The sequence below is a fragment of the Gracilibacillus massiliensis genome (assembly GCF_001458115.1).
In the GTDB taxonomy this organism is placed as follows: Bacteria; Bacillota; Bacilli; order Bacillales; family Amphibacillaceae; genus Gracilibacillus; species Gracilibacillus massiliensis.
Genome location: NZ_CZRP01000011.1, coordinates 245,584 through 271,769, shown reverse-complemented (window position 1 = coordinate 271,769; position 26,186 = coordinate 245,584). Strand labels below are relative to the sequence as shown.

The following is a 26,186-nucleotide window of genomic DNA, read 5'->3' as shown; positions in this document are numbered from 1 at the left end:
CCTCCATTCCAATCGTTTTATTTTTCCCTTTCTAATTCCAATAAAAATTCTTTCTTATCAAGACCACCGCCATAACCAACTAACTTTCCATTCTTACCAATTACTCGGTGACATGGTACAATGATCGAAATTGGATTCTGGTTATTAGCTCCTCCTACAGCTCTGACTGCTTTAGGTGAACCAACAATTTGAGCAATATCTTGGTATGAACAAGTAGTGCCATATGGTACTTGAGAAGCCAGCGCTTCCCATACTTTTTGTTGAAAAGGTGTACCATAAAATTTATAGGGAATCGTAAACGTTTTTCGTTTTTGTTGAAAATAATCATCAAGCTCTTCAATGATATCGTGAAACGGTTCGTTATCCTTCTTTAATTCGATCGGAAGCTTATTTTTACTTAACCATTCCGTAATTTTTTTATGTTTGTCTTGAAAACTCCCAAATTCCGTACGAATGAGATAGTTATCTTGATTAACTAGCGTCAGCAAGCCTATCGGGGACTCATATTCGATATAATACATGGTAACCTCCTAATCAATCTGACTTTCCATTTCCAACCCTTTGGTCATTTCATTCAACACGTCTTCATTTGTTTCCCGGATTTTTGCATCTTTTATAGCTTGAAACCCACGTTTTTCACCGATTTTACCGATCGCCCATGCTGCTGTTCCGCGAATTACCGGTCTGGGATCTTGTTGCATGAGCTCTATTAGCACATCTAGAGCAGCTACTTCCTTGTAGTGACCAAGCGCTATTATCGCATTTCGTTGCAGAGGTTTTTTACCACGCCATGAACCTGCCATTTTCCCGAATTTCGTTTTGAACTCTCTGTTGGAAATCGTTAAAAGGTCTACCAATCTGGGTTTAACTAAATCAGGATCTGGCTCAAACTGTTCATGATGATGAAAATCAACACCTTTATTATAAGGACAGACGACCTGGCATGTTTCATATCCATAGATAAAATTGCCAAGTTTATCTCTATGTTCATCAGGTAGAAATCCTTTTGTTTGAGTTAGAAAAGCTAGGCATTGTTGGGCGTTCAATCTTCCCGGTTCCACTAGTGCACCTGTTGGACAGGCGTCCAGGCACTTTGTACAAGTCCCACATCCCTCTTCTATTGGTTGATCCGCTGTAAACGGGATATTGGTAATCATTTCACCTAAGTAGATATAGGAACCATATTCTGGTGAAATGATCAGCGTATTTTTCCCACTGAAACCAATCCCTGCCCGTTCTGCCACTGCACGATCTGATAATTCACCTGTATCGACCATCGAGCTATATTGAAAATCGCCTACTTTTTCTTGCAAAAAGTCAGCAAGTTGATCAAGCTTTTCCTGTAAGACAAGGTGATAGTCAGTCCCCCATGAAGCACGACAAAACATGCCACGTCGATCACCTTTAACACTTTTTGGGTCATCTTTTATTTTTGTTGGATAAGCAAGTGCAATGGCTATGATCGATTCTGCTTGTGGCAACAAAAGCTTGGGTTCGGTACGTTCTTCATTACTACCTTTTTCAAATCCTGATGCATAACCTAAAGCTTGTTGTTCTTCCAATCTCGATTTTAAGTTTGAAAATGAATCGACACTGGCAAAACCGATCTTATCAATTCCAATTTCTTTGCTGAATTGGATAAGTTCTTCTTTTAATTGTGTATATGCCATTACACTCACCTCCTTTTATTTTTACTTTATTTTAGCTGTTCGTATCCGATTTAAGCATGCTGCGATCTCAAAACGTCTTGGACGAGCAAGGTCTCCTGGATGTTGCTTCGGAAATGGCGCAAAAGCTTGCAAGCCCTCCTGATCGATAACCGCTTCGATATCATCTAATAATTCGGTTAGTGGTTTCGCTTGTTTTAATACACCTTTATCGTCCAAATAACGAAGAAGCTCAGCAATCGCTCTTGTCTGCGAACTATCTACTAATTGTTCAACATCTTGTAATTGGATCGAATGATTCCCCATTAGAATTAAATCAAGACCTTTTGCTTGGACTTTTTTCTTTTTACCTTTTTGTAATTGTAAACTATTTGCTAAGAAGGTGCGCTGATTCATTGTGGTTGTTAATTCACCATGATAATCGCTGCGGGTCTCTGGTTGATCTTTTACAATTTGTTGTGCTTTTTCCGTAACATTATATGGTTTATATTGATCCATCATAATCACTTCGTTTGCGACATCAAAGTAATCACCCGAACCTCCCATGACTAAAATAGTGGAAACATTTAATTGATCTCGTAATTGCTTTATTTTATCGATGAAAGGTGTTATCGGCTCTTTTTCTGGAGCGACAAGTGCTTGCATTCTCGCATCACGGATCATAAAGTTTGTCGCACTAGTATCTTCATCTATTAACAATGTGCAAGCGGAAGCCTCGATTGCTTCTACTACATTTGTTGCTTGTGATGTACTTCCACTTGCATTCTCTGTTGAAAACTTTTTGGTATCCTGTCCATGAGGTAAGTCATTAATAAAAGCTGAAATATTTACAGAGGTTACCTGTCTTCCATCCTCTGCTCTAATTTTAACAGCATTAGGATCTGTTAACACATATTCTCGTCCATCACCTTGTATATGGTGATAAACGCCTCTTTCTAATGCTTGTAATAATGTACTTTTCCCATGATAACCACCACCGACAATTAAGCTGATCCCTTTTGTAATGGCCATTCCTGTTAGTGGTTGATTTCGATGAGGAATATCAATGGTTACACCATTTTCTTTCGGGCTTTCAAATGGTACTGCATTTTGTAATGGGCGGTTGCTTACACCACTTTTTCGGGGTAAGATCGCTCCATCCGCTACAAAAGCAATCCAATCTTGTTTTTTCATTTCTTCTCTAATTGCGATATGTTGATCTGCAAGTTGTACACTTTTTTCTAATTCTTCATCTGACACTGAAAAAATCGAATTTTTCAGGATAGATGGGATCATGGCAAAGAATAATTTCTCCGCTTCTTTCCCATTTATTCTTCTACCATTTGCAGGTAATCCTATTGATAAACAGATAACGGTCGCTTTATTATTTAATTGAACTGCTGTTCGTTCTAGTATTTCCTGTCCTGGTTTATCGATGTGAAGCAACCCACTTTTTCCAGAACCTTTTGCAAAAGATGATTCTTTTTCTATAGCATTTGCAACCGTACGTGCGAGGTGGTCTGCTGTATATATATTTCGTTCTTTTGATTGTTTCCATTCTTCTTTAATCGGACGATTTGAATTGGGAATGATTACTCTTATTTTAGAAGGTGATGCAAAAGGGTCGCCTTGAACGTAGTCAATAGATAGTTGATATTGCTCGAAGGCATAGCTTCCTTGGATCGATTTATAGGCTTTATATCCTTTTCCATCTATGTTTTTTAAGAGTTGTTGTAACTTCTTCACTATATCAAAACTCCTTTTTTAGATTCCTTATCAATAAAAAAACGTAATGCTTCATTTTAAAAACGAAACACTACGTTCACACCTATGTATGGAGCGGGTGAAGGGAATCGAACCCTCGACATCAGCTTGGAAGGCTGAGGTTTTACCACTAAACTACACCCGCATTATAATATGAGATTTAACATCTCGCATTCCTCAACGCAATACATGTTCCTGCATCTAATAGTTATTTCAAAGAAGCATCATGCTTCGGAACAACTCGAGGTTTACTCGGTGGATGTATCGCTCGTGGCTGAGGTTTTACCACTAAACTACACCCGCATCTAAATAATGAATTTGTTACATGGGTTTCATATATAATTTACATTCCCTTTACGAAACCACGTGTTTTATTATAACAATCTACCAAAATTAATGCAACAAATATTTTAAAAAAGTTTAATAAGAAAACAAATGGGTATCTTATACATAACAAAATTAAAAAAGGAGTGTTTCAACATGATTTGGACAATTATCGGTATTTTGTTATTAGCTTGGTTACTTGGCTTTTTATTTGAAATCGCAGGTGGATTAGTACACATTTTACTAGTTATTGCACTTATCGTATTCATAGTTAAAATGATACGTAGTTAAAACAAAAACGGGGATTACCCCCGTTTTTCATATGAATAATAACAAACTCAAAGCCATTACAGCCATTCCAGCGATTAGTCCATAAATTGACGTATGGGCTTCATCATATTTCTTGGCAGCTGGTAATAATTCATCTAAAGAAATAAATACCATAATACCTGCAACACCAGCAAATATCATCCCAAACATAACCTCGGAGAGAAAGGGCATGAGAAATAGAAAGGCAGCTAATGCTCCGATTGGTTCTGATAAACCTGATAAGAAAGATAATTTAAATGCTTTTTTCTTATCCCCTGTTGCGAAATAGATAGGTACTGATACGGCGATACCTTCCGGGATATTATGGATAGCTATGGCAACTGCTATTGCAATACCTAATGAAGGATCTTGTAACGCTGCTGTGAATGTTGCAATACCTTCCGGGAAATTATGAATAGCGATCGCTAACGCCGTAAATGTTCCCATTTTCAATAATGCGCCATCTCCATTTGGATTTTTATTCATGTCCTCCACTTTTTTTAATTCATGTGGATTACCTTGTTTAGGGATAAATTTATCAATCAATGCAATTAGAATCATTCCCGCAAAAAATCCAATCACAGTGAGCCAATTACCTTGCGTTTCTCCTAACTCTCCAACCAAAGAATCCTTTGCTTTCACAAATATTTCTACCATTGACACGTAAATCATTACACCTGCAGAAAATCCCAATGCCCATGATAAGAACTTCGTATTTGTACTCGATGTAAAAAATGCTAATACACTACCAACACCTGTAGCCAGACCTGCCAATAAAGTTAAACTGAACGCTAAAGCTACACCTTCTAATTCCATCATTAGCTGTACACCTCTCGTAATCTATTTAAAGTTAAAGATACCTTTATATATATATGACAGAAACCCGAAAAAGTTTCTCTTAGGAAACATATTACACCTAACGCAAAAAATCGTCAATACTTTTAAAAAATCGTCCATCGGAGATTTTCGCTAATGCGAGAAAATGCGCAGTAACTTTATTTTATATTTGAAATGAACTTTTATGATGATAGTATCTCTCGTCGGGATTTTAATCGAAACTAACGGTTGAACTACCGAGGACAACTTTCCATAACTAAACGGTCCAAAGAATTTTTCATTTAACACAACCAAAAAAAAAAGCCCCTGTTTTAAGGGACTTTTAAGTATCTGTGCGATAAGAATACCAATCTGCTATTTTATCAACTTCTTCTACAGGTAATTCTTTAACAACAAAATGACGACCCATAAATTTGTTTAATATAGCCGTATCTATGGTTGCTAAATTCTGCTTGCGGTGTAGAATATGCTGTTTCTTTTTAAATGATTGCAATCGTTTATGTTGCACCAATGCCGTGTCTTTACTAAGGGTTCGACTTTGCACCAACAATTGCTTTCCATTCAGAAGAAAACCAGTCGTCTTATATTGAAAATAACCATACCCCCATGCTAAAAGCGTTACAATAAGTGGTATCCAGGAAAATTCAAAAAACATGATGGCAATCACAATAGTGGCAATCAAAGGTAATACTGCCGACCTAAATAAATAATACGGCAAAGCTTTTTTAGGTAGTTTTGTCATACCTTCTATTTCGTATTGATATTCGGGTAATAATTCCTGTAAAAAGGATTGTACTTGACTCTTTCTTAATAACGGAAAGATTAACGTATGCATTTCTTGATTTTGACTTATTTCCCCACTAGCAATCTCAACATACATCGTCGCTAATCCTAACGGCTGTCTGATAAGTGTTTCTTTAATACCGACCGCTTGAATTCTCTTAAGCGGAATTGTCGACTGTTTCTTTTCTAACAATCCCCTCGTAATAAATAATTCCTTTTCATATCTAGTTATCGTAAAATTCCAATATTGAATAATCGTCGCCAAAACACCCAAGACCCATAACAATAATAATACGATAATTGCAAATACGATTAATATCTGAGCAGCTTGTGAAAACAGCCATTCTGTAACCTGATTATAAAATCGATCAGGGATTACACTTTCAAATTGAGAAAAAACAAGACCAAATAAACCTAAAATGATCCCAAAACTTCCGGAGGTAGATCCTGCTACCAATAGTGCTTTTGGTGTGATTTTTCTCTGAGCTTCTGCTACTGGAACAACATCTTCTGTAGGCTCTCCTTCTTCTTCATCTTCTTCCATTACTTGTTTCTTATATTTAAGTTGGTCGTGAAGCTTTTTTCCCTCGGCCATCTTAACCGCTGAAAGAGCTGCATCAATACGGTGATCACTTCCAGCTGTCTCAATCTGTACTTTCGTTAAACCCATAATCCGATGAATAATATTTTGTGATAAATCGATGGATTGGATTCGGTGTTTTGAAATTGTCCTTTTTTTGCGTATAAGGATACCTTGGTGGATTCGAATTTGATCCTCTTCCAATAGATACGTATACCGATACCAAGATAAGACACTGAAGATGATGATAAGCGCTGCTAATACAGATGCACCAATTATTACATAAAACCATGCATCATTTCCTACTGCTAAAATTACTAAAGGTAAGGCGCCAAAGATAGATTGTCTTATAGCTTGGACTATATTAAATATCATCGCTGCTGGGTGTAGTCGTTTTGGTTCAGACATCATCTTGTTCCACCCTCGCTAACTCTGATATTTGGTCACGTAAATCGGCCGCTTCTTCTTCTAATAATGCAGGTATTTCATGCGTTGTGGCCGCTGTCGATATCTCCAATGTAGATAAACCGTATTTTTTCAAGATAGGCCCTTGTTGGGTATCAACATGTTGAACACGTATCATTGGAACAACGGTTCTTGTAACAATTAAGATACCGTGTTGTATGTATACTTCTTGGTCATAAATCTGATAGCGCCATCTTCTCCATCGCAACTTTGGAATCAAAAACGCAGTAATTCCCCATTCTACTATAGTAATAGCTGCAAGGATAATTCCAATCCAGTATGGAAAAGGTTCAAAATAATAATTGACTACAAAAGCGGCAATTGTTAATAACAACGGAATAATTGCAATAAGGTGTGCTGTTAATTGCCAAGCTTTCACCGCATCTGTAGCGATTCTTTCATTTGGTTGTTCTCTCATTAGTTTCACCCTTTCTATGCTTATTATTGTATACGATTAATCTCTTTCTTTGGTTTCATTAATTGTTTAAAATCTATTACTTTATCACAAAGATTGTTTAATAAAATCTTATCATGACTAATAATTAATAATCCGATATGATTAGTTTGAACGTGTTCTAGTAGCATTTTAAAAATTTCTGCTTGTGATATTGGATCTAACATCGTAGTCATTTCATCCGCTATGATAAATTCTGGTCGTGCTAACAAACACCTCGCAATACATACTCGTTGTAACTCCCCTCCAGAAAGTTGTTCAGGGTAACGATGTAACCATTCCTCTGAAATTTTTAACTTTTTTATTATGGATGGATCGAGCGTACCTGCTTCTGCTAATATCTTATCGATTCGCCATTTCGGATTGACCGCCTGCTCAGGATTTTGCCAAATTAATTGGACAGGATGGGGCTTGTCTTTTTTTTGTTGCACATTTATATCACCATGATCTGCACGTATGTATCCTGCCACAATTTTTGCTAGGGTAGTTTTTCCGAGTCCGCTTTTACCACTCAACCCTATTATTTCTTCACTATTGATTGACAATGAAATGTTTCGAAAAAGAGACAAATGGTTAGGTAATGTGTAAGATATATCTTTAATCTTTAACATTTAAAGGCCCCTTATAAATAGATTTTTAGGTAATGCCTGCCATAAAGCTTTTGTAAAAGGATGGGATAGCCTCTCAGCATTTCCTGCAAAATTTTCTTTAAGCGTGTTTTCGATTATTTTCCCGTCCTTTATTACTGCGATTCGATCAGCTAATTCGACAGCAGCATCATAATCATGTGTAATCAATAGTATCGACTTGCCGGATTCTTTCACTTCTTTTAACAACGACAACATGTCCGCTTTCGCATCTTCATCTAAACCTGGCGTTGGTTCATCGGCAATTACTACTTTCGCAGCACTACCAAGTGCAATCGCGACTAATATTCGTCGAGCCTGACCACCAGATAATTGGAAAGGATAACGTTGAGATATTTCTACTTCGAGACCCAATTTCTGCAATAAATCTACTACCTTATGTTCAGAATCAGAAACTTGTTTTCCGACTTTCATTAACGGATCTAAAGCTTCAACTGATTGTGGTATTAAGGAAATCATTCGTCCTCGATCATTTTTTGAAATTGGTCGACCTCGATAATAGAGCTTACCTGTTTGTCTAAGATTATCAGGTAAGAGCTGTAATATCGCTTGAGCAATCAGACTTTTTCCTGAACCACTAGCACCGACTAATGCTACGATCTCACCTTCATCTACAGACAAATCAACAGAATCTAATAGTTTATGGTTTGTTTTTTGATGAAAAATCGATAGTTGTTCAATCGTTAACATGCTCATCATATGCACGATCCCTTCCAAAATAATCTTTTAATGTATTAGCAAATCGCTGAAAGATGATGATCATCATTAATAACAAAAGGCCAGGGAAAAATGCCAACCACCACATACCTGCTGATAAATATTGCATCGATTCTGACAAAATAATACCAATCGCTGGCTCCTCGGCTGATAAGCCAAAGCCTAGAAAAGTGATGGCCGCTTCATGCAAAATCGCATGAGGAAAAATCAGAGTAAAACCTACCAACAATTGGGGCACAAGGTGTGGTAGAAAATGATGTCTCGCTCTCCACCAAAACGGTTTTCCTAACTGTTTTGATAGTTGAACATATGGCATTTCTTTTAATTGCAATAATTCCGCGCGTAACACTCTAGTAATCACTGGCCAGTGAGTTAGCATTAGACCAACCACTACACCTTTTAATCCTCCACCTAAAACGAATGTAATCAGAATAAGGGTGACAAGATGTGGCAAACTCAAAAACAAATCAATCAACCATGTCACGATTTTATCTAACATTTTATTAATAGAAGATACTAAGCTTAAAACGAGTCCCAAAAATGTAGATAACAAAGCTGTTAATAACCCAATCATCATACTTAATTGCAGTCCTTTTAGCGTCCTGTTCAACATATCACGACCAAGCCAATCGGTACCAAACAGATGATTGAAGCTAGGTGCCTGATTTTTTATTTGCAAATTTATCCCGATCGTATTTTTATCAATAAAAAATGAGGTTAGGTATAGACAAATAAACACAATTAACGGGATCATCCATTGTTTTTTCAAGTTTAACTTCCCCCTTTACGCAAACGAGGGTCTAACATGTAATAGAGTGTATCTGCTATCCAACTCCCAGCAAACACAAAGCAAGCGCTAATTAAAACGATCGCTAAAAATAACGGAACATCTCCGTTCAGACCGGCTTCCACAATTGCCTCACCTAATCCAGGATAACTAAAAACTTGCTCAGCTAGAATGGCACCTCCAAATAATTCCCCAAAAGAAGCAAAATGTACGGATATGGCCGGTAAGATCATATTGCGCAAACCATGCCTGAAAAATAATTTATATCCAGTATAACCGTTTGCTCTTGCTTGCAAAATGTATGGAGTATTTAGCACTTCTACTAATTTTTCTCGAGTATGTAAACAGACATTGGCAACCCCGATGATACTTAAAGTTGCTGCAGGTAAAATAGCATAGTAGACGAGATCTATAAAGGTGACCTCTGTTGCGGTAACTCCAATCGGCGCACTCAAACCTGTCGGAAATATACCTAACCAAACCGAAAAGACCATTAATAAAAGTAATCCTAACCAGAAACCTGGGGTCGACAAAAGCACGTAACAATACCCTTTTATAACATGATCTAGCCAGGACCCTTTTTTCATAGCTGCTATTGATCCTAAGACGATACCAAATAGACCAGAAGCCAACCAAGCAAGCGCAATTAAAATAATAGATGATAAAAAGCGATCCATAATCACGTCAATTACAGGTGCACGATGAATCAGCGAAGTACCGAAATCACCTGTCACAAGACTTGCTACCCATTGAAAATACTGATTGATTATCGGCTGGTCTAACCCCCAATACGCCTCAATCATTCCCCGCTGCTCTTGACTAACGAGTAGCATGTCTGCACCGATATATGCACGAACAGGATCGATAGGTGACAAACTGATAAGTAAAAAGGTTAGGAAGCTTACAGCTACTAGTAATGTTAGTAATCGTAATAGTTTCTTGATCATAAATAGTACCATCCGTTTCACCGTCTTCTTTCTATCTTAATCTACCTGTTGCCATTCCGTAATAAAATCGGTTATCGGCCAGCCGTGACCATGTGGTTGCACTTTCTGTTCGCCAATATCCACATCTTCATTCACAAAGTAAATATGGTTTAAATTGACCAACCAAACCCACGGAGCATCACCTATCACACTCATGCCTGTTTCCCCGTCCCACTGGGCTAATTGCCAGTAGTTATATGCCTCTTCTTCTGAACTAGCAGATAATGCTTGATCTAAATATTGATCGACCTTTTCATTTTGATAATAATTGGCATTATAATAATCGATCCCCTGTATATCAGAATGATACAATGAATATAATTCTGTCGGGTTATGACTGCCCCACCCCATCATTACAGGATGTGCATGCATTTGCTCCTCAATTTCATTCCAGCTAGCTCCTTCTGTTATTACCTCGATACCAAACTCAGTGATCATATCGGCAAAAACAAGTGAGAGTGATTGTCTCATTTGGTCATCTGTTGGGTAATATAACGTCAAGCTCGCTTTCTTACCATCTTTTTCAAAAAAATCATCCGTTCCTCGCTGCCAACCTGCTTCTAGCAAAATTTGCTCTGCTTTTTCAGTGTCACCATCGTCAATCATAACCTCCGGATTTTGCCATGGTAATCGGTCAACACTAGAATAAGCAATCGTTCCCTCTCCATCCAGGACACCATCAACAATCGCCTGGCGGTCCACGGCATAATTGAGAGCTCGCCGAATCGCAGGATCAGATGTGATATCATTTCCGATTGGTTGTCCTTCTTCATTTATGCCTGGTTGTGGGAAAGGTAACATTACACCACGGTTATCGACGCTTTGAAAGGAGAGACGTTCCATTCCTTCTATTTCTTGATTCGACATCGTGATCGGAACTGACAACACATCAACTTGTCCTGCTTTTGCAGCTGCAAGTGCTTGATCTTCTCCTACAAATAAAAAAGTAAGCTGCTTAAATTCTGGCTCTGTCCCATAATAATGCGAATTTATTTCCACCATTAATTGTTCACCTTTACGCCATTCTACCAATTGATAGGGGCCAGAGCCAATCGGATTTTGTGAATAGTCACTATCATAGGCATGTTCAGGGACAATTCCTAATGTTTGTAAGGTATGAACGAAGGTCGATTGTGGCTCTGAAAGATGGAAGATCAATTCAAAGTCATTTACTTTTTCGATTTTTGCAATATTTGCTACATCTACAATTGATTGTGTTTGTTGAGCAGTTTCAAATGTAAAAATGACATCGTCCGCTGTTAATAATTCACCATCTGAAAACTTAGCATCCTCACGAAGGAAAACAGTCCACGATTTGCCATTCTCAGATACTTGATAGTCTGTAGCCAAGTCATATGTAATTTCAAGGTCTTTATTGTAGGCTAATAACGTGCTTTGAAAAAGAGCTGAACCATATCTTCCCCATCCTGTTGTCGGATCAAAACCATTGTCTGGTTCACCACCAACAGCTAGCGTCAGTTGTGATAACGTGTCTTCTTCTGTTTCTGGCTCTAGTTTATCGTTACATCCAGTTAATATAAATATATATATAATAAGTAAAATAGTTATTTTCTTCAACTTGATTGTGCTCCTTTTTAAAGATTACCGAATCATATTATAACATAGTAGAGTTATCAGTGGTCAGATGAGACAATCAACCTATTGATATTTAAAAACCCGAACGAAAAAGCATTCTTTTTCGTTCGGGTTTAAACATTTCTCTTATTGTTTAGGAGGTACTATATCTGATTTTTCTTCCTTCACTTTCGCAATTTCTTCTTGGATCTCTTTCATCTTATGTTCATCTAATGGATAGAATTTCATTGCTAAAATCGAAATTAACCAGCCTGCAATTGGAATACCAAACGCTAACACTAGCGTCATCACAAATAAATCAGGCGTCAAGGTTTCGCCAATCTGCGGAAATTCATTTTGATAACCGATAATCGCAACCATAAAGCCAACTACGGCTGGTGCTAATGAAGATACTAATTTATCAACAAATGAGAACAGCGCTGACATCATACCTGGAACGTAACGCCCTGAACGATAGGTTTCATAGTCAGATGCATCGGCAATCATCGGAATAACAATCGATGGTGTTAATGTGGATACACCTCGACCAATACTGTACAGAATTAAGAATAATATCGTAACAAAGCCGATACTCTCAAAGTTAGCCACTTGTGGATCATCCACTACCATAAATAATCCGATAATGGCAATGAACGAAATTACCCCAACCCAAGAAAAACGTACTAGTGACTTCTTTAGTCCTGTTTTTCTTGCATAACCTACACCTAAGAATGTAATAAGCAAACTTGGAACTAAAATGATTAAATTAATCGTACCACTTAATGCAAAGTTACCTAACAAAATACCAAATAACATGACATTAACGGCTTGTTGTTGCATAGCTTGTGCAGCCAGTTTATCTGTAGACGCTGAAATAACAAGCATTTGCATTGCTCGGTTTTTCTTTAATACTGGCCAGTAATCACGGAAACGTGTTTGTACATTAATATCTGCGAGACCGTAAAATTCTTTGCGGTCTTTAGAACGAATTGCAATAATTGCTAATATCGTAAACGTTAATGACACAATGACTACTAACGTATTTAATTCAACAAATAATGGCATCGGAAAATCTTCACCATGTTTTCCAACTAAATAGGAAGAAACATAAATTTGACCTAGTGAAAATAATGACGCATTATAAATGGAATCAAATATCGTAAACAATGGACGTTGCTTCGGATCATTGGTTAATACTGTTTGTGCTGCTCTTGTTACTGATGTTTGCATCGTGTAACCTAAAATATAGATCGCATGTGTCACAATAAAACCAATCAGTTGCAGATTGTCTGGTAAATGATGAATACTATACATCGCTATAAAAGATGTTAGCAAGACAACGTTACCAATTAATTGGATCGGTCGGAACTTACCAAACTTTGTTTCTGTTTTATCAATAATAAAACCGATAATTGGATCTGTTATTGCATCAAATGCTCTCATTGACGCTAGAATTGTACTTACTACCACAACGGTTAATCCAGCGATACCTGTTGCATAATAGGTTACAAAAGTCATAGCAAAAAGGTACAAATTCGTTGCTGTATTATTTAAGGCAAATAAAGCAATCTGCCAATTCTTTGCTGTATGATATCTTGATTCCATTTCTTGTTTCGACATATTATCCCCTCAATTCTCTTTATTTATCCGCTTACATCTTAAATTAATGTTCGTTATTTTATTTGTTGGAAAAACAAACTAATTAAGTTGTTATTTTGCTTGGGTACCACCTAACAGCATAACCAAGCATATCATTATTGTTTGTAACCGAACTCTGGAATGTTTGTCCAACGATTTCTCAAATCAAAAGCAACTGCTTTCGGTTTGCGATCTCTTGTGAATATCCCTTTTTTATTCCCTTGTACGCGAATAACTCCTTGACTTGTTTCGAAATCGGCGAAGTTCAATACTTGTTCACCAATAAAGTTATCGAATTCGTCAAACACTTCATGGTTAGCTCGATAATACGCAACTTGATACTCTTCTGTGAACATAATCGAATCAATATCATGAAAGCCTGCAACCGTATCTGCCCCATACTCCGTAAACATAATCGGCTTTCCTGGGCATCGTTTATTCCAAGCCTCTAGTTCTTGACGCAGGTGAATTTTAGCTAACTCTAAATTACCACCATCTACATACCAACCGTAATAACGATTAAGCGCCAATACATCGATCAACTCCGCAATTTTATCTTTATCCGGTGTTGCCATCATTAATGTAACGATAGTAACGGGTCTAGATTGGGGATCGAGTTCCTTAGCTAATTCTACTAGCGGTTTGAAATATTCATAGGCTCCCTCTTCTTCAGAAGCAGGCTCATTTGCAACCGACCACATTACAACTGATGGATGATTTTTATCTCTTGCAATTAATTCACGAATTACATCTTGATGATGCTCAAATGTTTGAATTTCTTCAAACGTTTTTCATTTTTCAGCATTGGATAACAAAGTTGCCATGAAATTCAAATGCACCCCAACTGCTGGCGTCTCGTCAATTACCACAATACCTTCCCGGTCAGCCAAACGCATGATTTCTTCTGAATAAGGATAATGGGCAGTACGGAAAGAGTTAGCACCGATCCATTTAATTAAATTAAAATCCATGACATTACTCGCTTCATTAAAACCTCTACCATGAATTGGTGTATCTTCGTGTTTTCCAAATCCTTTAAAATAAAACGGTTTGTCATTAATTAAAAATTGACCATTTTTAACTTCCACTGTTCGGATTCCAACCGGTTGCTCATAAACGTCATTTGCTCCATTTAACTCAATACGCATCGTATACAAATAGGCATTTAGTGGTTCCCATAATTTAGCGTTTTCAATCGTAATCTTTCCTTTTTCGCCAGATGCACTAGCTACTTTTTGATCATCTTCATCAAAAATGGAGATTTGAACATCGTCCACAATTCCATTTACTTCTAATTGATAATCAATTACACCTTGATCACCGATAATATCCGTTACAACGGTAATATCCTCGACATACGTCTTAGGAGTCGTATAGATTTTAACTGGACGATGAAGACCTGCATAATTAAAAAAGTCAAAGTTTGGAGAATTTTGAACAACTTTTCCTAATCCCTCTACCTCTTCTTCTTTATAGATACCAACTGGTAATGTCGATTCATCCACAATATTATTAACTGCTACGGTAACACGATTTTTCCCTTTTGATACAAAATCGTTAAGTTCTGCTTCAAAAGGTGTAAAGCCACCTTTATGTTCAGTAATCAATTGACCATTAACATACACTTTGGCAAAATGTGTTGCCGAGCCAAACCGAAGTACAATTCGCTCATTTAACATATAATTCGGAACCGTAAAAGAACGCTCATACCATACCCAACCAACATGGTTTCGAAGTTCTTTTGTAACTGCAACATCATTATAAGAAGATGGAACAGCCATTGACATCGCATTTTCTAATGGCTGTTGATACCATTTTTCATCAAAGCCATTTCCTTCATCGATTTTAAAATTCCAAATACCGTTTAAATCCACTTGTCCTCTTGTTTCCGTTGTAATCGGGTACAACATCAGTAAACACCTCTCTTTAAGGTTTCATTAGTTTATCAACCAAACTAATTGCTATCTATATAGTAAATTCTATGTCGGTTCCTGACAATACTTTTGTTTGGTAAACAAATTAATTAAGTTATTTATTATCCTTAACCGAAACTTGATCACTTTTATATCTATAAGCTTTTGGAGACATACCCGTTGCTTTTTTAAACGTTTTAAGAAAATAACTTTTACTATCGAACCCCAATTCAAAAGAAATCTCTTCTACTGTTTTTGTACTATGGTTCAAAAATTCCATTGCTTTTTCCATTTTGATTCTTGTCACATATTCAATAAAGGTTTCCCCTGTTTCCTTTTTAAACAAGCGACTAAAATAGCTGGGATTAAGATGTAAATGAACCGAAATATCTTTTAACGTAATTTTTTGATCAAGATGCTGATGGACAAACCTTTTTGCTTTTATAATTTCTTCGTGTTGTGAGCGAGCATCATTTACTGGTACTTGCTGTATATATTGTTGAAAAATATACATTAGTAACGACTCTAATACTTGATAATTTTCTGATTCTTGTAACATACGACTTGTCATGGAATCAAATGGCTTATTTTCGAAATGTTGTAATGCGTTTAAACTGATTTTAATATCCAATACTAATTTTATGGCCCAATCAATAATCGCTTTTGGAGAATACTTATCAGCTACTATTTGCTCCAACCTTTCTTGAATCCAGATTGAAACAGATTGTTTATCTTTATTTAATATGGCTGTTTTTAGCTGGTCAACTTCTTTTGTATAGGAAGTAAAAATCGAATTATGTTGGTATTCTCGTCGTTGGAAATAGTGTAGTGACCCATGTTTATAATAAAAACGCTGTTCTTCATGTTTCATCAATTCATGCAAAACTTCTGTTAACTGCTCACGTTGATGATTTCCTGAATGAATAACAGATGTAATCGATAAACTTAAAAAGCTGGAAATTTTACTCTGTACTTCATTAAGAGCTGCTTCTATCATGCGGTGAATCGTAGTATGTCTGGCTTGCTTAGCTGGAAACAAAATGAAAAACTTATTGTTTAAATAAAAAACTTGTACACCTACAGCATATTTCATTAATACTTCTTCTAAGACATTATTAATACTAAATTGTAGTAATCTTTCATTTTCATAATGAGTATACGCTTGGTCGAAATTATCAATAAAACAGAGTGCGACTGCATAGCTTTCATGTGAAAAATCCATTTCAAGTAGTTCTTCTTGTTCTTGCCACCAAGACTCTTTGATCGTATTAGGTATGTGTAATATTGTCTCTAAAAATTTTGATTTTAGCGACATATTATTCTCTTTCATAAATTTTTTTATTTTTTCTTGATACGTGTCATTTTTTTTCGTTTGCTCTAACGTTTCTTTTAATCTCTCTAAAACAGCTATAATGTCTTCCTCTTCCATCGATTCTTTCAAAATATAATCAAAGGTGCCTATTTTTAATGCTTGTTGCGCAAAATGGAATTCGTCATGACAAGATAAAATAACTTGATAACTAGCACCACTTTGTTCCTTCACTTTTGTGATTAACTCAATTCCATTCATATGCGGCATCCCGATATCTGTTATGAGAACATCACAAGTATGATCATTAAAATAGTTTAATGCTTTCACACTATCCTGAAAGGTCGCTACCACTTCAAAACCTGACTCTTGCCAAGGAATCATTTTTTCAAGAAACTTGGTTACCAATTTATCATCGTCCACTAATACTACTCGGTACATCACAATCACTCCTTCTCAATCGGAAGATAAAAGGTATAACTTGCACCTACATTTTTTTCACTTTCCAATTCCATCGAGAATTGATTACCATAAATCATTTTCATTCGTTGATAGACATTCTTAATACCAATACCATTAAAAGATTGATGGTTTTTCGGCATGGAATCATATTCAGTTTCAAAGATTTTTGCTTTAATTTTCTTTAGTTCTTCTTCATCCATACCTATGCCATCATCTGTAATTTGTAATTTTAACACGTTATCATCTAGTATAACACCATAGATCACAATAGAACCATTTCTTTCATTATAACCATGTATGATAGCGTTTTCAATGACTGGTTGCAAGAAAAATCGAGGAACTTCGACTTTTTTTGTTTCATCTTCCAAAATATAGGTTAACTCCACCTCATGCTGGTGTCTAAAATTCATTAGCCTTGTATAATGATCAATAATATCTAACTCTTCTGCTAACGTAATAAAAGGATTATTGCGATTTATGGTCATGCGCAATAAAGATGATAGAGCATGGATTAAATCCGCACTATGCTTATCTCCATTTAATTTAATTTGTAAACGAATCGCATTTAACACATTAAACAAAAAATGTGGATTGATTTGTGCTTGAAGCATTTCCAATTCTGCTGTTCTTTTTTCTTGCTCACGCAAGCGAACTTCATCGATCATTTCTTCGATGGTATCTAACATCTCGTTAAATGAATAACCTAGGTTTGCGATATCATTATTACCAGATAATTTTGCCCTCCTGCTTAAGTCACCATTTTCGACTGATTTTGTGACAGCATTTAATTCGGTTAACGGTTTGGTTAGCTCTCGAACAAGTGCGATTAAACCAATTAAGAATAATAATAATAGAGCACCTTGAATAAGAATAGTCGTGTTGGTTACACGATTTATATTACCAATCGTTTCTTGATAAGGAATTAAACTGACCAGTCGCCAATTTGAATATGAAACTGGATAACTAACAAGAAAATAATCTTGTCCATTTCGATTCACAATTTGATAATTGGATTGATTCACATCATATGGTAATTGTTGATCTATGAAAGATTCATCCACACTTGAATAAACTTTTCCACTTTGGTCCGTTAAAAAATATTCAGAATTGTTTTCTTGTTGATACGTCTCTAATAAAGATCGGAATTGTTTTTCTTTAATCGAAACAATTAAGTATGTATCATATTGTGTTGCTTGCTGCAAGTTTTTACCAACACTTATAAGATACGGATCTGACTCATGTTCTGATGAAATATAGGTGGGGTGAGCTCCAATCCATAACGTATCGTAATAGTTAGAAGCTTTCAATTTATCAAACCATGGTCTATCGTAAAAGTCTAAAGGATAATATTCACTCAAAGGATAGTTAGTATAAAATAAATCATTGCTAAAAAGAATAGTGAAATAACTTGGTGCTAATACATCTGTAATACTAGATAAACGGTTCGACATTTCAATATAATTTAATGCAATTTCTTGGCTAGCTCTTGAACTACTAGGATCAATTGCTTGATGTTCCTTCATTATTTGATTAAACCCTGTATCGAATTGAATATAGTTGGATGCATACATCACATCATCTAAAATATTTTTGATATTTACTTCAATTAAACTAAGTGATTCGTTCGCTTGATTGGTAGCACGCTCCTCTAACACGTCTTTTGTAATATAATTAGAAACAAAATATGTACTAATCCAAGGCAGAAGTATACAAACGATTACCGCAATAATTAAGCGACTTCTTAAAGATAATTGATTAAGCTTTTTAACAGTATTTTTCATGCTGTACATCACCTCACTTTTAAGGTTGGTCACTAGTAACTCAACATAAATAGAGAGAAGGAGTTGTTCCTTCTCTCTATTCTAGCATATTATTATTGATTAGAGTCTACTACATTCTGCACTCGTTCTTTTAAATTATCCATCGTAGTATCAAGGTCTTGATCTCCTAATAGATATTTCTCTACTTCTGCTGCATACTCAGTGTGTACTTCAGTTATATATGGAGCCGGTGCATACGTTTTTTGCGCCTCAATCGTACTTATAGAATGTACAAATGATTCAATATCGATTGCTTCTGGATTTGGTGTGTTTGATGCTACGTTTTCTACTGCTGTATTCAAGTCAGCATTTTTCCATGATGGTACCCATACACCTTGATCCATAATTCCTTCTGTTGATAACCAACGAATGAAGTCATATGATGCTTGTTTGTGCTCTGATGATTTAGCAACACTTATTAAGTCACCGCCAACCTGAGTATACATATTATCTCCAGATTCATTCTGTGGGAATGGAGCCCAAGCAATTTCAAAATCAGGTGTAAACTGTCCCCACTCCGATAACATATAAGAACCGATTGGTATCATACTAATTGATTGTGTAAAGAATTGCTGACGATAGTCCATTTGCTGTGAAAGATTTTCTGATAATGGTACAGACGTTTCATCCACATTTTCTAAGTTATAACGTAGTTCTAGTGATTCTTTTATTAATGGATCATCCATATTGGAAGTACCATCTTCTTTTAATAGGTTATTATCTCCTTCTGGCTTTCCAAATAATTTAATAGCTGAGAATGCTTCATGCCAAGTATGAAAATATGACCCATAATGATCATCTGTTGTTAATTGTTGTGCATATTCACGATATTCATCCCAAGTCCATTCTGTTGGAATTTCTAATCCAGCCTCTTCTAAGTGATTCTTATTCATCATGACTAACCATGTTACCTGTTTCATCGGCAATCCATAATATTCACCATCAAAAGCAGGATAACCATTCAAATATTCTTCATTAATATCGATTCCTTCTTCATCTAAAAATGAATTCAGTGGCTCTACTAAACCTGCATCAATACGTTTTGCTAAATCATTTGGGTTACTGAACATTACAATATCCAAATCCTCACCAGCTGATGCCATTAAATCGAGCTGTTGAAAGTAGTCTTGTGAATTCATGTTTTCTACTAATGGCATTGACTCAATGGTAACACCTGGGTTTTCTGCTTCATACTTTTCGATTACAGACTCCCATTTCCCATTTTCTTCATTAATCCAGTGAACAAATTTTAAATTAATTTCTTCTTCACTACTTGACTCTCCGCCATTGTCATCATTTGCAGCATCGTCACCTGAAGCATTTTCTTCATCACCATCACTTCCACCCGAACACGCTGCTAATAGCAGAAAACCTACTAACATTAATACAGATAATAAAGACCAACGTTTTTTCATTTACTTTCTCCCCTTTTGATGAAATTTATTTATAGTAAACCAAAATTGGTTTCTACCGAATTAACCTTTGACACCGCCTAGTTGAATACCTTCAATTACTTGCTTTTGACCTATGATAAAAATAATCAGTAGTGGAACAATTGCCGATACTGAAGCAGCCATCATTAAAGAATAAATACTTCCGTGTTCATCGGCAAAGCTTTGCACCCCGAGTTGAATCGTATACAACCCTTCACTTCTCAAGAAAATAAGTGGATATTGGAAGTCGTTCCATGTCCAAATAAAACGTAATATAGCATAAGTTGCAATTGCTGGTCGAACTAATGGTAGTGCTATAGAAGCGAAGATACGGAAGTGACCAGCACCATCCATTCTCGCCGATTCAATAATTTCGTTACTAACCCCAAGATAAAATTGCCGAAGCATAAACGTTCCAAATACACTAAAACTATTTAATAGGATTAAACCTGTGTGAGTGTCATATAACCCAAACCAACGATATAATAAGAATTGTGTTACCAATAACGTTTGTGGTGGGATCATAAATGTCGCTAATACAAGTAAGAAAACGGCATCGCGACCTTTGAAATTTATTTTTGCAAAACCATATGCCGCTAGACCGGACACAAACACTGATGTAAGAGTAGTTAATACCGTTACTTTAATGGAGTTCCAATATAGTAATAAAAACGGCATTGATCCAGTCCAAACTTCTTTGTAATTCTCAACTGCATTCCATGTTTGCGGTATCCATTGAATAGGAAATGTTAATACTTCTTCTTCTACTTTTAAGGAAGCAGATATCATCCATAAAAATGGAGCCATAAACATTATTCCGATAATTGTCATTATAATCGTCATTACTAATCTACGATAATCAAAACTCTCTGTCATTATAAATCCCCCTCTCAAATTAATAGTTCACCCATTTTTTCTGGCCAACAAATTGGATATACGTAATCGCTAGGATAATGATAAACATTACTAGGGCTATTGCCGATGAATATCCTGTTTTCAATTCTAAAAAGGCTTGCTGGTACAGATAAACGACTGGTATATTGGTGGAATTTGCAGGACCACCGTTCGTTAATACAATAATTAAATCAAATATTTTAAAACTTGAAATGATACCGGTTACAAATAGTAAGAAAGTTGTTGGTGAAACAAGTGGTACCGTTATTTTTGTAAATTGATACCATGCAGAAGCACCATCTATTTGTGCCGCTTCATATAATTCTTTCGGTATGTTTTGTAAACCTGCTAAATAAATAATTAAATTAAACCCAATACTTGTCCATATCATGATGATCATTACAGATGGTAGTGCATAGGTAGTATCCGCAATCCATCCTGGTGGATTATCAATTCCTATTGACATCAGAAACTGATTGACCGGTCCTTCTGATGGATGGAATAAAACTCTAAACACAACTGCAACTGCCACGACACTTGAAATAAATGGCATAAAGAATATTACTTTGAAAAAATCTTTGAAGAAAATGTACTTATTAATAATAACTGCAATCCCTAAAGAAAAAATTAATGTAATGGGTATTGCGATTAAAACAACGAAGTTATTAATCAATGACTGTATAAATACATCATTATTAAATAACGTAATAAAGTTTGCTAATCCTACAAAGGATGCATTCTCATAACCTGAAACAAAATTCCAATCCGTAAAACTTAAAACAAATGAAGCTGCCATCGGAAACAGTACTAATATCGAAGTACCAATTAACATTGGAGCAATAAATATCCAACCAGCTAGATTTTCACGCCATCCACCAAATGGATCTCCGTTTTTCTTTTTTACTTTAGCTTTGGACTGTGCGGATTTTTCTTTTACTTTCAATTCCGCTTTCACTTCACTACTCATGTTGCTCACCTCTTTTTCTAAATTGTAGATTCATTATAATCTTTGAAATCGCTTCCAACAATGTACTTTCTTGACGTAAGCAAGAAAATCTTTACTCTTTCAAAAACAGGGTTAAATCCCTTATAAAACAGGGTTTATGACAATTATGTTACAGCATATATCAACCCAATTGTTTTCAGCTTGATTTTAATCCCATATATTACCTATGTTATTTAGCGAGATTTTTACTTTTGCGAGAAAATATTTACTTTATATAAGAAAACGCTTAAATGATAGTACAAACATGATATATTAAATGAAAAAGGAGGAATTTCAATGCAGTTAGGAGCTTTTTCTGGAGCGATTTATACGTTTTGCAACTGGTTTTATCGACTTGCTTTTGTGAACGTCTTATGGATACTCTTTACTATATTAGGGTTAGGCATATTTGGTATTTTCCCAGCAACAATTGCCATGCTAGCAACATTACGAAAATACATTAATCAACAAGAAGTATCGGTATTCTCCACTTTTTGGTATTATTTTAAAAATGAATTTATCCAAGCCAATAAGCTAGGGGCAGTCATTACTTTGATTGGTATTGTACTATATATCAACATTCAGTTTATCCAAACTACTGATGCTGCTTTATCACAATTCATTTATGTTTCTTCTATTATAATGAGTGGTTTCTATTTTTTAGTGATTTGTTACTTGCTCGCTTCTTATGTTGAATTCGATCTAACTATTAAAACACACATTAAAAATTCAGTATTAATCGCTATCTATAATCCGCTAGCAAGCCTATTCATCATTTTTGGTTTTGCAGCCGTATACTACGCGATCACCTTTATTTCCGGACTCGGTTTTTTCTTTAGTATTAGTTTACTTGGATTAGTTGTATTATCATCTGCCAACTTGGCCTATCGTAAAGTGGAGAAAAAACAGGCAGCATTACAAGCATAAAAACAGTTAGTAAAGTTATCAGAATAATCAACCATAAGAAACCCCAAACATGATTGTTTAGGGTTTCTTATATTGAAGTACTTAATTTAATAACTTAATCCAAAGCCAAACAAATATCGATTATGATGTTTATCCGTATAGACGTAATGCTCACCTTTTTTATGACCAGGTATGTCACCTGGCGTTTGTTCCACTATTTCTTGGCTTTTAGGAATCGTAAATGGTAACTTTCCTGACGGCTTGGATTGACCTGTTAGTGTAGCTGCAAGTGCTTCGTATTTAACACCGAATGTCGCAAATGTCGCCACTGCGTCTTGTTCTATTTCACCAATCGCCCATGGATTCATCATATTAACTGCTAAAATTGTTGGTTTTTGTTTTTCAATTGCTTTTATACGATCGACATCTACACCTGTTTCATGATCTACTTTAATCGTCAAAGGTGTATCTGGACGATCAGCAATACCTGTTGGCACAACTACTACTAATGCATAATCTGCTTCTTCGATATTTTCTACAATATTTACATTCTCTGCTTGTTGACCAAAAGCTTTAATAACTTTATTGCGTTCTTCGTCTTGTTGATCATGTTTCACTACTTCTATATATAGTTTAATGTTGGCTGGTAATGGTAGAGATTGATTATCATTGCGCAATAGCACTAGTGATTTTTGATGTGCGTAATCTGCTTTTAGTTGTGAATTTGCACTGTCTGCAATTTCCTGTGCTTCTTGTTCGTCCACATAAGGATTATCAAATAATCCAAGCTCCATCATTTCCGATAATAGGTAACGAACAGATTGGTCTAATAAGGATTCAGAAACATATCCACCTTTTACAGATTGGATTAAACTAGATGGATCCGCCTCATCTGAAAACATATTAACACCAGCCTTTAACGCTTTCGCATAGCGTTCCACTTTTGATAAATGCTCCACGCCCCAAGGCATCATGTTGACAATTCCTGTATCCGAATTGATATATCCATTAAATCCGAGTTCATCACGTAAAATATCTTTGACGATCCTTTTATTATAAGCAAAGCCATACTCTTCAAATTGTTCTCCATTTGGCAATTGTTCTGCACTATGCTGATTACTCGGAAATGCATAATATGGCATGATCGATGACGTACCTGCATCGATCGCTGCTTTAAATGGTGGTATATGATATTCATATAAACTACCTTTAGTTGGATATGGATTAAAGCTACCCCAAGGGTAATGTGGATCGTGTCCTTGGTGTCTAGCACCACCGCCAGGGAAATGCTTTATCGTTAATGCAACACTATTCTTATTTAATTTTTCACCTTGGAACCCTTCTACAACAGCTCGCGTCATAGCTGCTGCTAAATTAGGATCTTCACCAAATGTACCATTGTATCTCATCCATAATGGATCTGTTGCTATGTCTGCCATATAACCATACATTTTATGAAGTCCAGCTGATCGCCATTCCTTCGCAGCAATCTGACCAAATTCTTTCACCAATTCAGCATCATGTGTTGCGGCAAGCCCTAGTTCTCCCGGCCATAAAGAGAATTCGCCAGACGCTTCCATCATTCCATGATATAAATGCCCAATATGGTTTCGTGGATTAGATGTCATGATAGCTGGGATCCCTAGTCTAGAGCTCTCAGCTATTTCTTGAATTTTATTCGTCCATTTTGCTAAGTCTTTTGCTTTTGGGTTATCTCGAACAATGAAATAACGATTATGTAATTCATGGATCGCCTTTTTTGTTCCAGCACTATATAATAAAGGTTGTTCAAATTCATAACCATCATCGCCAGGTTTTAAAAAAGGATGATATTTTAACTCTACATCTTTTGTATTAAGCAAGCCACTTTCATCTGTAACAGTAGCTTCTTTTCCACCTGGAATCCGATCAGAGCCTGGCATAAACTGCGAAGAAATCATCATCATACCTGCTTTTTCTTCTAAAGACATTTTAGATAATAAATCTTCTACTCTTTCCTCAGTTGACAATTCCCAGTTTTCATACGGATCTAAAACACCATTACCATTCAAATCCCGAAATGATTTTCCGTCAACCGTAATCGTTTGTTTCACCTTTGTTTTTACTTCGTTTTGTTTCATGTTTGTTCTCCCTCCTGAGGAATAGAATTTGCAAGTCGATGAATCATAACCGCATTGTAGGCACCACCAAAGCCGTTATCAATATTAACAACACTAATACCTGATGCACATGAATTGAGCATCGTTAATAATGCAGATAACCCTTTGAAATTCGCACCGTAACCTACACTAGTTGGAACTGCCATTATTGGATGGGAGACTAGACCACCCACCACACTAGGTAATGCACCCTCCATACCCGCTATCACTACAGATACCGTTGCCGCTCTAATCTCATCTATATGTGCAAATAAACGATGAATTCCCGCTACTCCAACATCGTAAAAACGTCGTACTTCCACTCCAAATGCTTCCGCTGTTTTTGCAGCTTCTTCTGCAACTGGTAAGTCGGATGTACCTGCACAAACGATAGCAATATATCCAGTATTACCCACTATTTCTTCACTATTTTTCATAAAAAGAGTTCGGCTCGTTTTATCATAATCAAAGTCAGGCAAATGTTGCGATACGACTTCTGCTTTGGTATCTTCCACTCTGGTCACTAAAATATTCTCTTGTTTTTTCATCATTGCCCGGGAAATATTGATGATTTGTGTCGGATCTTTTCCTTCCCCAAAAATCACCTCTGGGAAGCCTTGACGCTTTTTGCGGTGATGATCCACCTTAGCAAAGCCTAGGTTTTCAAATGTTTCTAATTCCTTTTGAGCCTGATCAGGTGATAATGTACCATCTGCTACTTGTTTTAAAATTTGCTCCAACATTTTGACCACTTCCATCGACGGATTTTTTATGGCCACTTTTTATTTGCTTTATGGCCATTTTCAGATGTTTT

Annotated in this window: 21 protein-coding genes, 1 tRNA gene and 1 pseudogene; 2 read left to right on the top strand and 21 right to left on the bottom strand. The window is 36.1% G+C overall.

Translation table 11 applies throughout. From position 1 onward, the window contains the following. Positions 1-17 precede the first annotated feature (17 nt). From BN3107_RS05070 to BN3107_RS05055, 4 genes are all read right to left on the bottom strand, one after another. Positions 18-521, bottom strand: a complete 504-nt coding sequence (locus BN3107_RS05070; RefSeq protein ID WP_058306541.1) for a methylated-DNA--[protein]-cysteine S-methyltransferase — start codon at positions 519-521, stop codon at positions 18-20. A 9-nt stretch (positions 522-530) separates the two neighbouring features. After that, positions 531-1,670, bottom strand: a complete 1,140-nt coding sequence (gene queG, locus BN3107_RS05065; RefSeq protein ID WP_058306540.1) for a tRNA epoxyqueuosine(34) reductase QueG — start codon at positions 1,668-1,670, stop codon at positions 531-533. Positions 1,671-1,691: 21 nt separating this feature from the next. Next, entirely contained in the window at positions 1,692-3,392 is a 1,701-nt protein-coding gene (locus BN3107_RS05060) for an ABC-ATPase domain-containing protein (RefSeq protein ID WP_058306539.1), read from the bottom strand. Between the two features lie 89 nt (positions 3,393-3,481). After that, positions 3,482-3,555 (bottom strand) — tRNA-Gly (locus tag BN3107_RS05055). A 335-nt stretch (positions 3,556-3,890) separates the two neighbouring features. Here BN3107_RS05055 and BN3107_RS19765 point away from each other — a divergent pair. Then, a complete protein-coding gene (locus tag BN3107_RS19765) occupies positions 3,891-4,025 on the top strand; it encodes a lmo0937 family membrane protein (protein ID WP_139251827.1) in 135 nt (44 codons plus the stop codon). A gap of 27 nt (positions 4,026-4,052) precedes the next feature. On the opposite strand, the gene zupT is transcribed toward BN3107_RS19765, so the two are convergent. From zupT to BN3107_RS04980, 15 genes and pseudogenes are all read right to left on the bottom strand, one after another. Beyond that, positions 4,053-4,859: a zinc transporter ZupT gene (gene zupT / locus BN3107_RS05050; RefSeq protein ID WP_058307015.1), complete on the bottom strand. Its 807-nt coding sequence runs from the start codon at positions 4,857-4,859 to the stop codon at positions 4,053-4,055. Between the two features lie 343 nt (positions 4,860-5,202). Further along, positions 5,203-6,654 (bottom strand): PH domain-containing protein, encoded by a 1,452-nt coding sequence (locus BN3107_RS05045; protein WP_058306538.1) that lies wholly within the window; start codon positions 6,652-6,654, stop codon positions 5,203-5,205. Further along, the gene (locus BN3107_RS05040) at positions 6,644-7,126 is read right to left on the bottom strand and encodes a PH domain-containing protein (protein ID WP_058306537.1); all 483 of its coding nucleotides are present in this window, start codon (positions 7,124-7,126) and stop codon (positions 6,644-6,646) included. Before BN3107_RS05040 ends, BN3107_RS05045 begins: the two co-directional genes overlap by 11 nt. Positions 7,127-7,149: 23 nt before the next feature. Beyond that, positions 7,150-7,773 carry an ABC transporter ATP-binding protein gene (locus tag BN3107_RS05035; protein ID WP_058306536.1) on the bottom strand — a complete coding sequence of 208 codons (624 nt, stop codon included), beginning with the start codon at positions 7,771-7,773 and terminating at the stop codon, positions 7,150-7,152. After that, a complete protein-coding gene (locus BN3107_RS05030) occupies positions 7,774-8,508 on the bottom strand; it encodes an ATP-binding cassette domain-containing protein (RefSeq protein WP_058306535.1) in 735 nt (244 codons plus the stop codon). Then, positions 8,486-9,295, bottom strand: coding sequence for an ABC transporter permease (locus tag BN3107_RS05025; RefSeq protein WP_058306534.1), 810 nt, complete (start codon positions 9,293-9,295; stop codon positions 8,486-8,488). The genes BN3107_RS05030 and BN3107_RS05025 overlap by 23 nt, the downstream gene beginning before the upstream one ends. 2 nt (positions 9,296-9,297) lie before the next feature. Further along, positions 9,298-10,260 (bottom strand): ABC transporter permease, encoded by a 963-nt coding sequence (locus tag BN3107_RS05020; RefSeq protein ID WP_231735254.1) that lies wholly within the window; start codon positions 10,258-10,260, stop codon positions 9,298-9,300. Positions 10,261-10,296: 36 nt separating this feature from the next. After that, positions 10,297-11,877, bottom strand: coding sequence for an ABC transporter substrate-binding protein (locus BN3107_RS05015; RefSeq protein WP_058306532.1), 1,581 nt, complete (start codon positions 11,875-11,877; stop codon positions 10,297-10,299). A gap of 144 nt (positions 11,878-12,021) precedes the next feature. Then, on the bottom strand, positions 12,022-13,494 hold the full coding sequence (locus tag BN3107_RS05010) for an MFS transporter (protein ID WP_058306531.1): 1,473 nt from the start codon (positions 13,492-13,494) through the stop codon (positions 12,022-12,024). Between the two features lie 134 nt (positions 13,495-13,628). Further along, a pseudogene (uidA, locus tag BN3107_RS05005) lies at positions 13,629-15,422 on the bottom strand (beta-glucuronidase). 118 nt (positions 15,423-15,540) lie between these two features. Beyond that, positions 15,541-17,175 carry a response regulator transcription factor gene (locus BN3107_RS05000; protein WP_058306530.1) on the bottom strand — a complete coding sequence of 545 codons (1,635 nt, stop codon included), beginning with the start codon at positions 17,173-17,175 and terminating at the stop codon, positions 15,541-15,543. Positions 17,176-17,180: 5 nt separating this feature from the next. Further along, positions 17,181-18,977, bottom strand: coding sequence for a cache domain-containing sensor histidine kinase (locus BN3107_RS04995; RefSeq protein WP_058306529.1), 1,797 nt, complete (start codon positions 18,975-18,977; stop codon positions 17,181-17,183). Between the two features lie 92 nt (positions 18,978-19,069). Beyond that, positions 19,070-20,431, bottom strand: coding sequence for an ABC transporter substrate-binding protein (locus tag BN3107_RS04990; RefSeq protein WP_058306528.1), 1,362 nt, complete (start codon positions 20,429-20,431; stop codon positions 19,070-19,072). 60 nt (positions 20,432-20,491) lie between these two features. Further along, positions 20,492-21,325 (bottom strand): carbohydrate ABC transporter permease, encoded by an 834-nt coding sequence (locus tag BN3107_RS04985; RefSeq protein WP_058306527.1) that lies wholly within the window; start codon positions 21,323-21,325, stop codon positions 20,492-20,494. Positions 21,326-21,344: 19 nt separating this feature from the next. Beyond that, positions 21,345-22,310, bottom strand: coding sequence for a carbohydrate ABC transporter permease (locus BN3107_RS04980; protein WP_058306526.1), 966 nt, complete (start codon positions 22,308-22,310; stop codon positions 21,345-21,347). Positions 22,311-22,625: 315 nt separating this feature from the next. Here BN3107_RS04980 and BN3107_RS04975 point away from each other — a divergent pair, with 315 nt between their 5' ends. Next, positions 22,626-23,255 carry a YesL family protein gene (locus tag BN3107_RS04975; RefSeq protein WP_058306525.1) on the top strand — a complete coding sequence of 210 codons (630 nt, stop codon included), beginning with the start codon at positions 22,626-22,628 and terminating at the stop codon, positions 23,253-23,255. 86 nt (positions 23,256-23,341) lie between these two features. Here the strand turns inward: BN3107_RS04975 and BN3107_RS04970 are convergent, their stop codons facing one another. Both BN3107_RS04970 and larB read right to left on the bottom strand, forming a co-directional pair. Next, positions 23,342-25,354: a glycoside hydrolase family 3 protein gene (locus BN3107_RS04970; protein ID WP_058306524.1), complete on the bottom strand. Its 2,013-nt coding sequence runs from the start codon at positions 25,352-25,354 to the stop codon at positions 23,342-23,344. Then, complete coding sequence (gene larB / locus BN3107_RS04965; protein WP_058306523.1) at positions 25,351-26,115, bottom strand: nickel pincer cofactor biosynthesis protein LarB; 765 nt, start codon at positions 26,113-26,115, stop codon at positions 25,351-25,353. Before larB ends, BN3107_RS04970 begins: the two co-directional genes overlap by 4 nt. Between the last annotated feature and the right edge of the window lie 71 nt (positions 26,116-26,186).

Excerpts from the sequence above, each read along its gene's own strand:
- BN3107_RS05070 (WP_058306541.1), bottom strand. The coding sequence starts at position 521 with ATGTATTATATCGAATATGAGTCCCCGATAGGCTTGCTGACGCTAGTT.
- queG (WP_058306540.1), bottom strand. The coding sequence starts at position 1,670 with ATGGCATATACACAATTAAAAGAAGAACTTATCCAATTCAGCAAAGAA.
- BN3107_RS19765 (WP_139251827.1), top strand. The coding sequence starts at position 3,891 with ATGATTTGGACAATTATCGGTATTTTGTTATTAGCTTGGTTACTTGGC.
- zupT (WP_058307015.1), bottom strand. The coding sequence starts at position 4,859 with ATGGAATTAGAAGGTGTAGCTTTAGCGTTCAGTTTAACTTTATTGGCA.
- BN3107_RS05045 (WP_058306538.1), bottom strand. The coding sequence starts at position 6,654 with ATGATGTCTGAACCAAAACGACTACACCCAGCAGCGATGATATTTAAT.
- BN3107_RS05040 (WP_058306537.1), bottom strand. The coding sequence starts at position 7,126 with ATGAGAGAACAACCAAATGAAAGAATCGCTACAGATGCGGTGAAAGCT.
- BN3107_RS05035 (WP_058306536.1), bottom strand. The coding sequence starts at position 7,773 with ATGTTAAAGATTAAAGATATATCTTACACATTACCTAACCATTTGTCT.
- BN3107_RS05030 (WP_058306535.1), bottom strand. The coding sequence starts at position 8,508 with ATGATGAGCATGTTAACGATTGAACAACTATCGATTTTTCATCAAAAA.
- BN3107_RS05020 (WP_231735254.1), bottom strand. The coding sequence starts at position 10,260 with ATGATCAAGAAACTATTACGATTACTAACATTACTAGTAGCTGTAAGC.
- BN3107_RS05010 (WP_058306531.1), bottom strand. The coding sequence starts at position 13,494 with ATGTCGAAACAAGAAATGGAATCAAGATATCATACAGCAAAGAATTGG.
- BN3107_RS05000 (WP_058306530.1), bottom strand. The coding sequence starts at position 17,175 with ATGTACCGAGTAGTATTAGTGGACGATGATAAATTGGTAACCAAGTTT.
- BN3107_RS04995 (WP_058306529.1), bottom strand. The coding sequence starts at position 18,977 with ATGAAAAATACTGTTAAAAAGCTTAATCAATTATCTTTAAGAAGTCGC.
- BN3107_RS04990 (WP_058306528.1), bottom strand. The coding sequence starts at position 20,431 with ATGAAAAAACGTTGGTCTTTATTATCTGTATTAATGTTAGTAGGTTTT.
- BN3107_RS04985 (WP_058306527.1), bottom strand. The coding sequence starts at position 21,325 with ATGACAGAGAGTTTTGATTATCGTAGATTAGTAATGACGATTATAATG.
- BN3107_RS04980 (WP_058306526.1), bottom strand. The coding sequence starts at position 22,310 with ATGAGTAGTGAAGTGAAAGCGGAATTGAAAGTAAAAGAAAAATCCGCA.
- BN3107_RS04975 (WP_058306525.1), top strand. The coding sequence starts at position 22,626 with ATGCAGTTAGGAGCTTTTTCTGGAGCGATTTATACGTTTTGCAACTGG.
- BN3107_RS04970 (WP_058306524.1), bottom strand. The coding sequence starts at position 25,354 with ATGAAACAAAACGAAGTAAAAACAAAGGTGAAACAAACGATTACGGTT.
- larB (WP_058306523.1), bottom strand. The coding sequence starts at position 26,115 with ATGTTGGAGCAAATTTTAAAACAAGTAGCAGATGGTACATTATCACCT.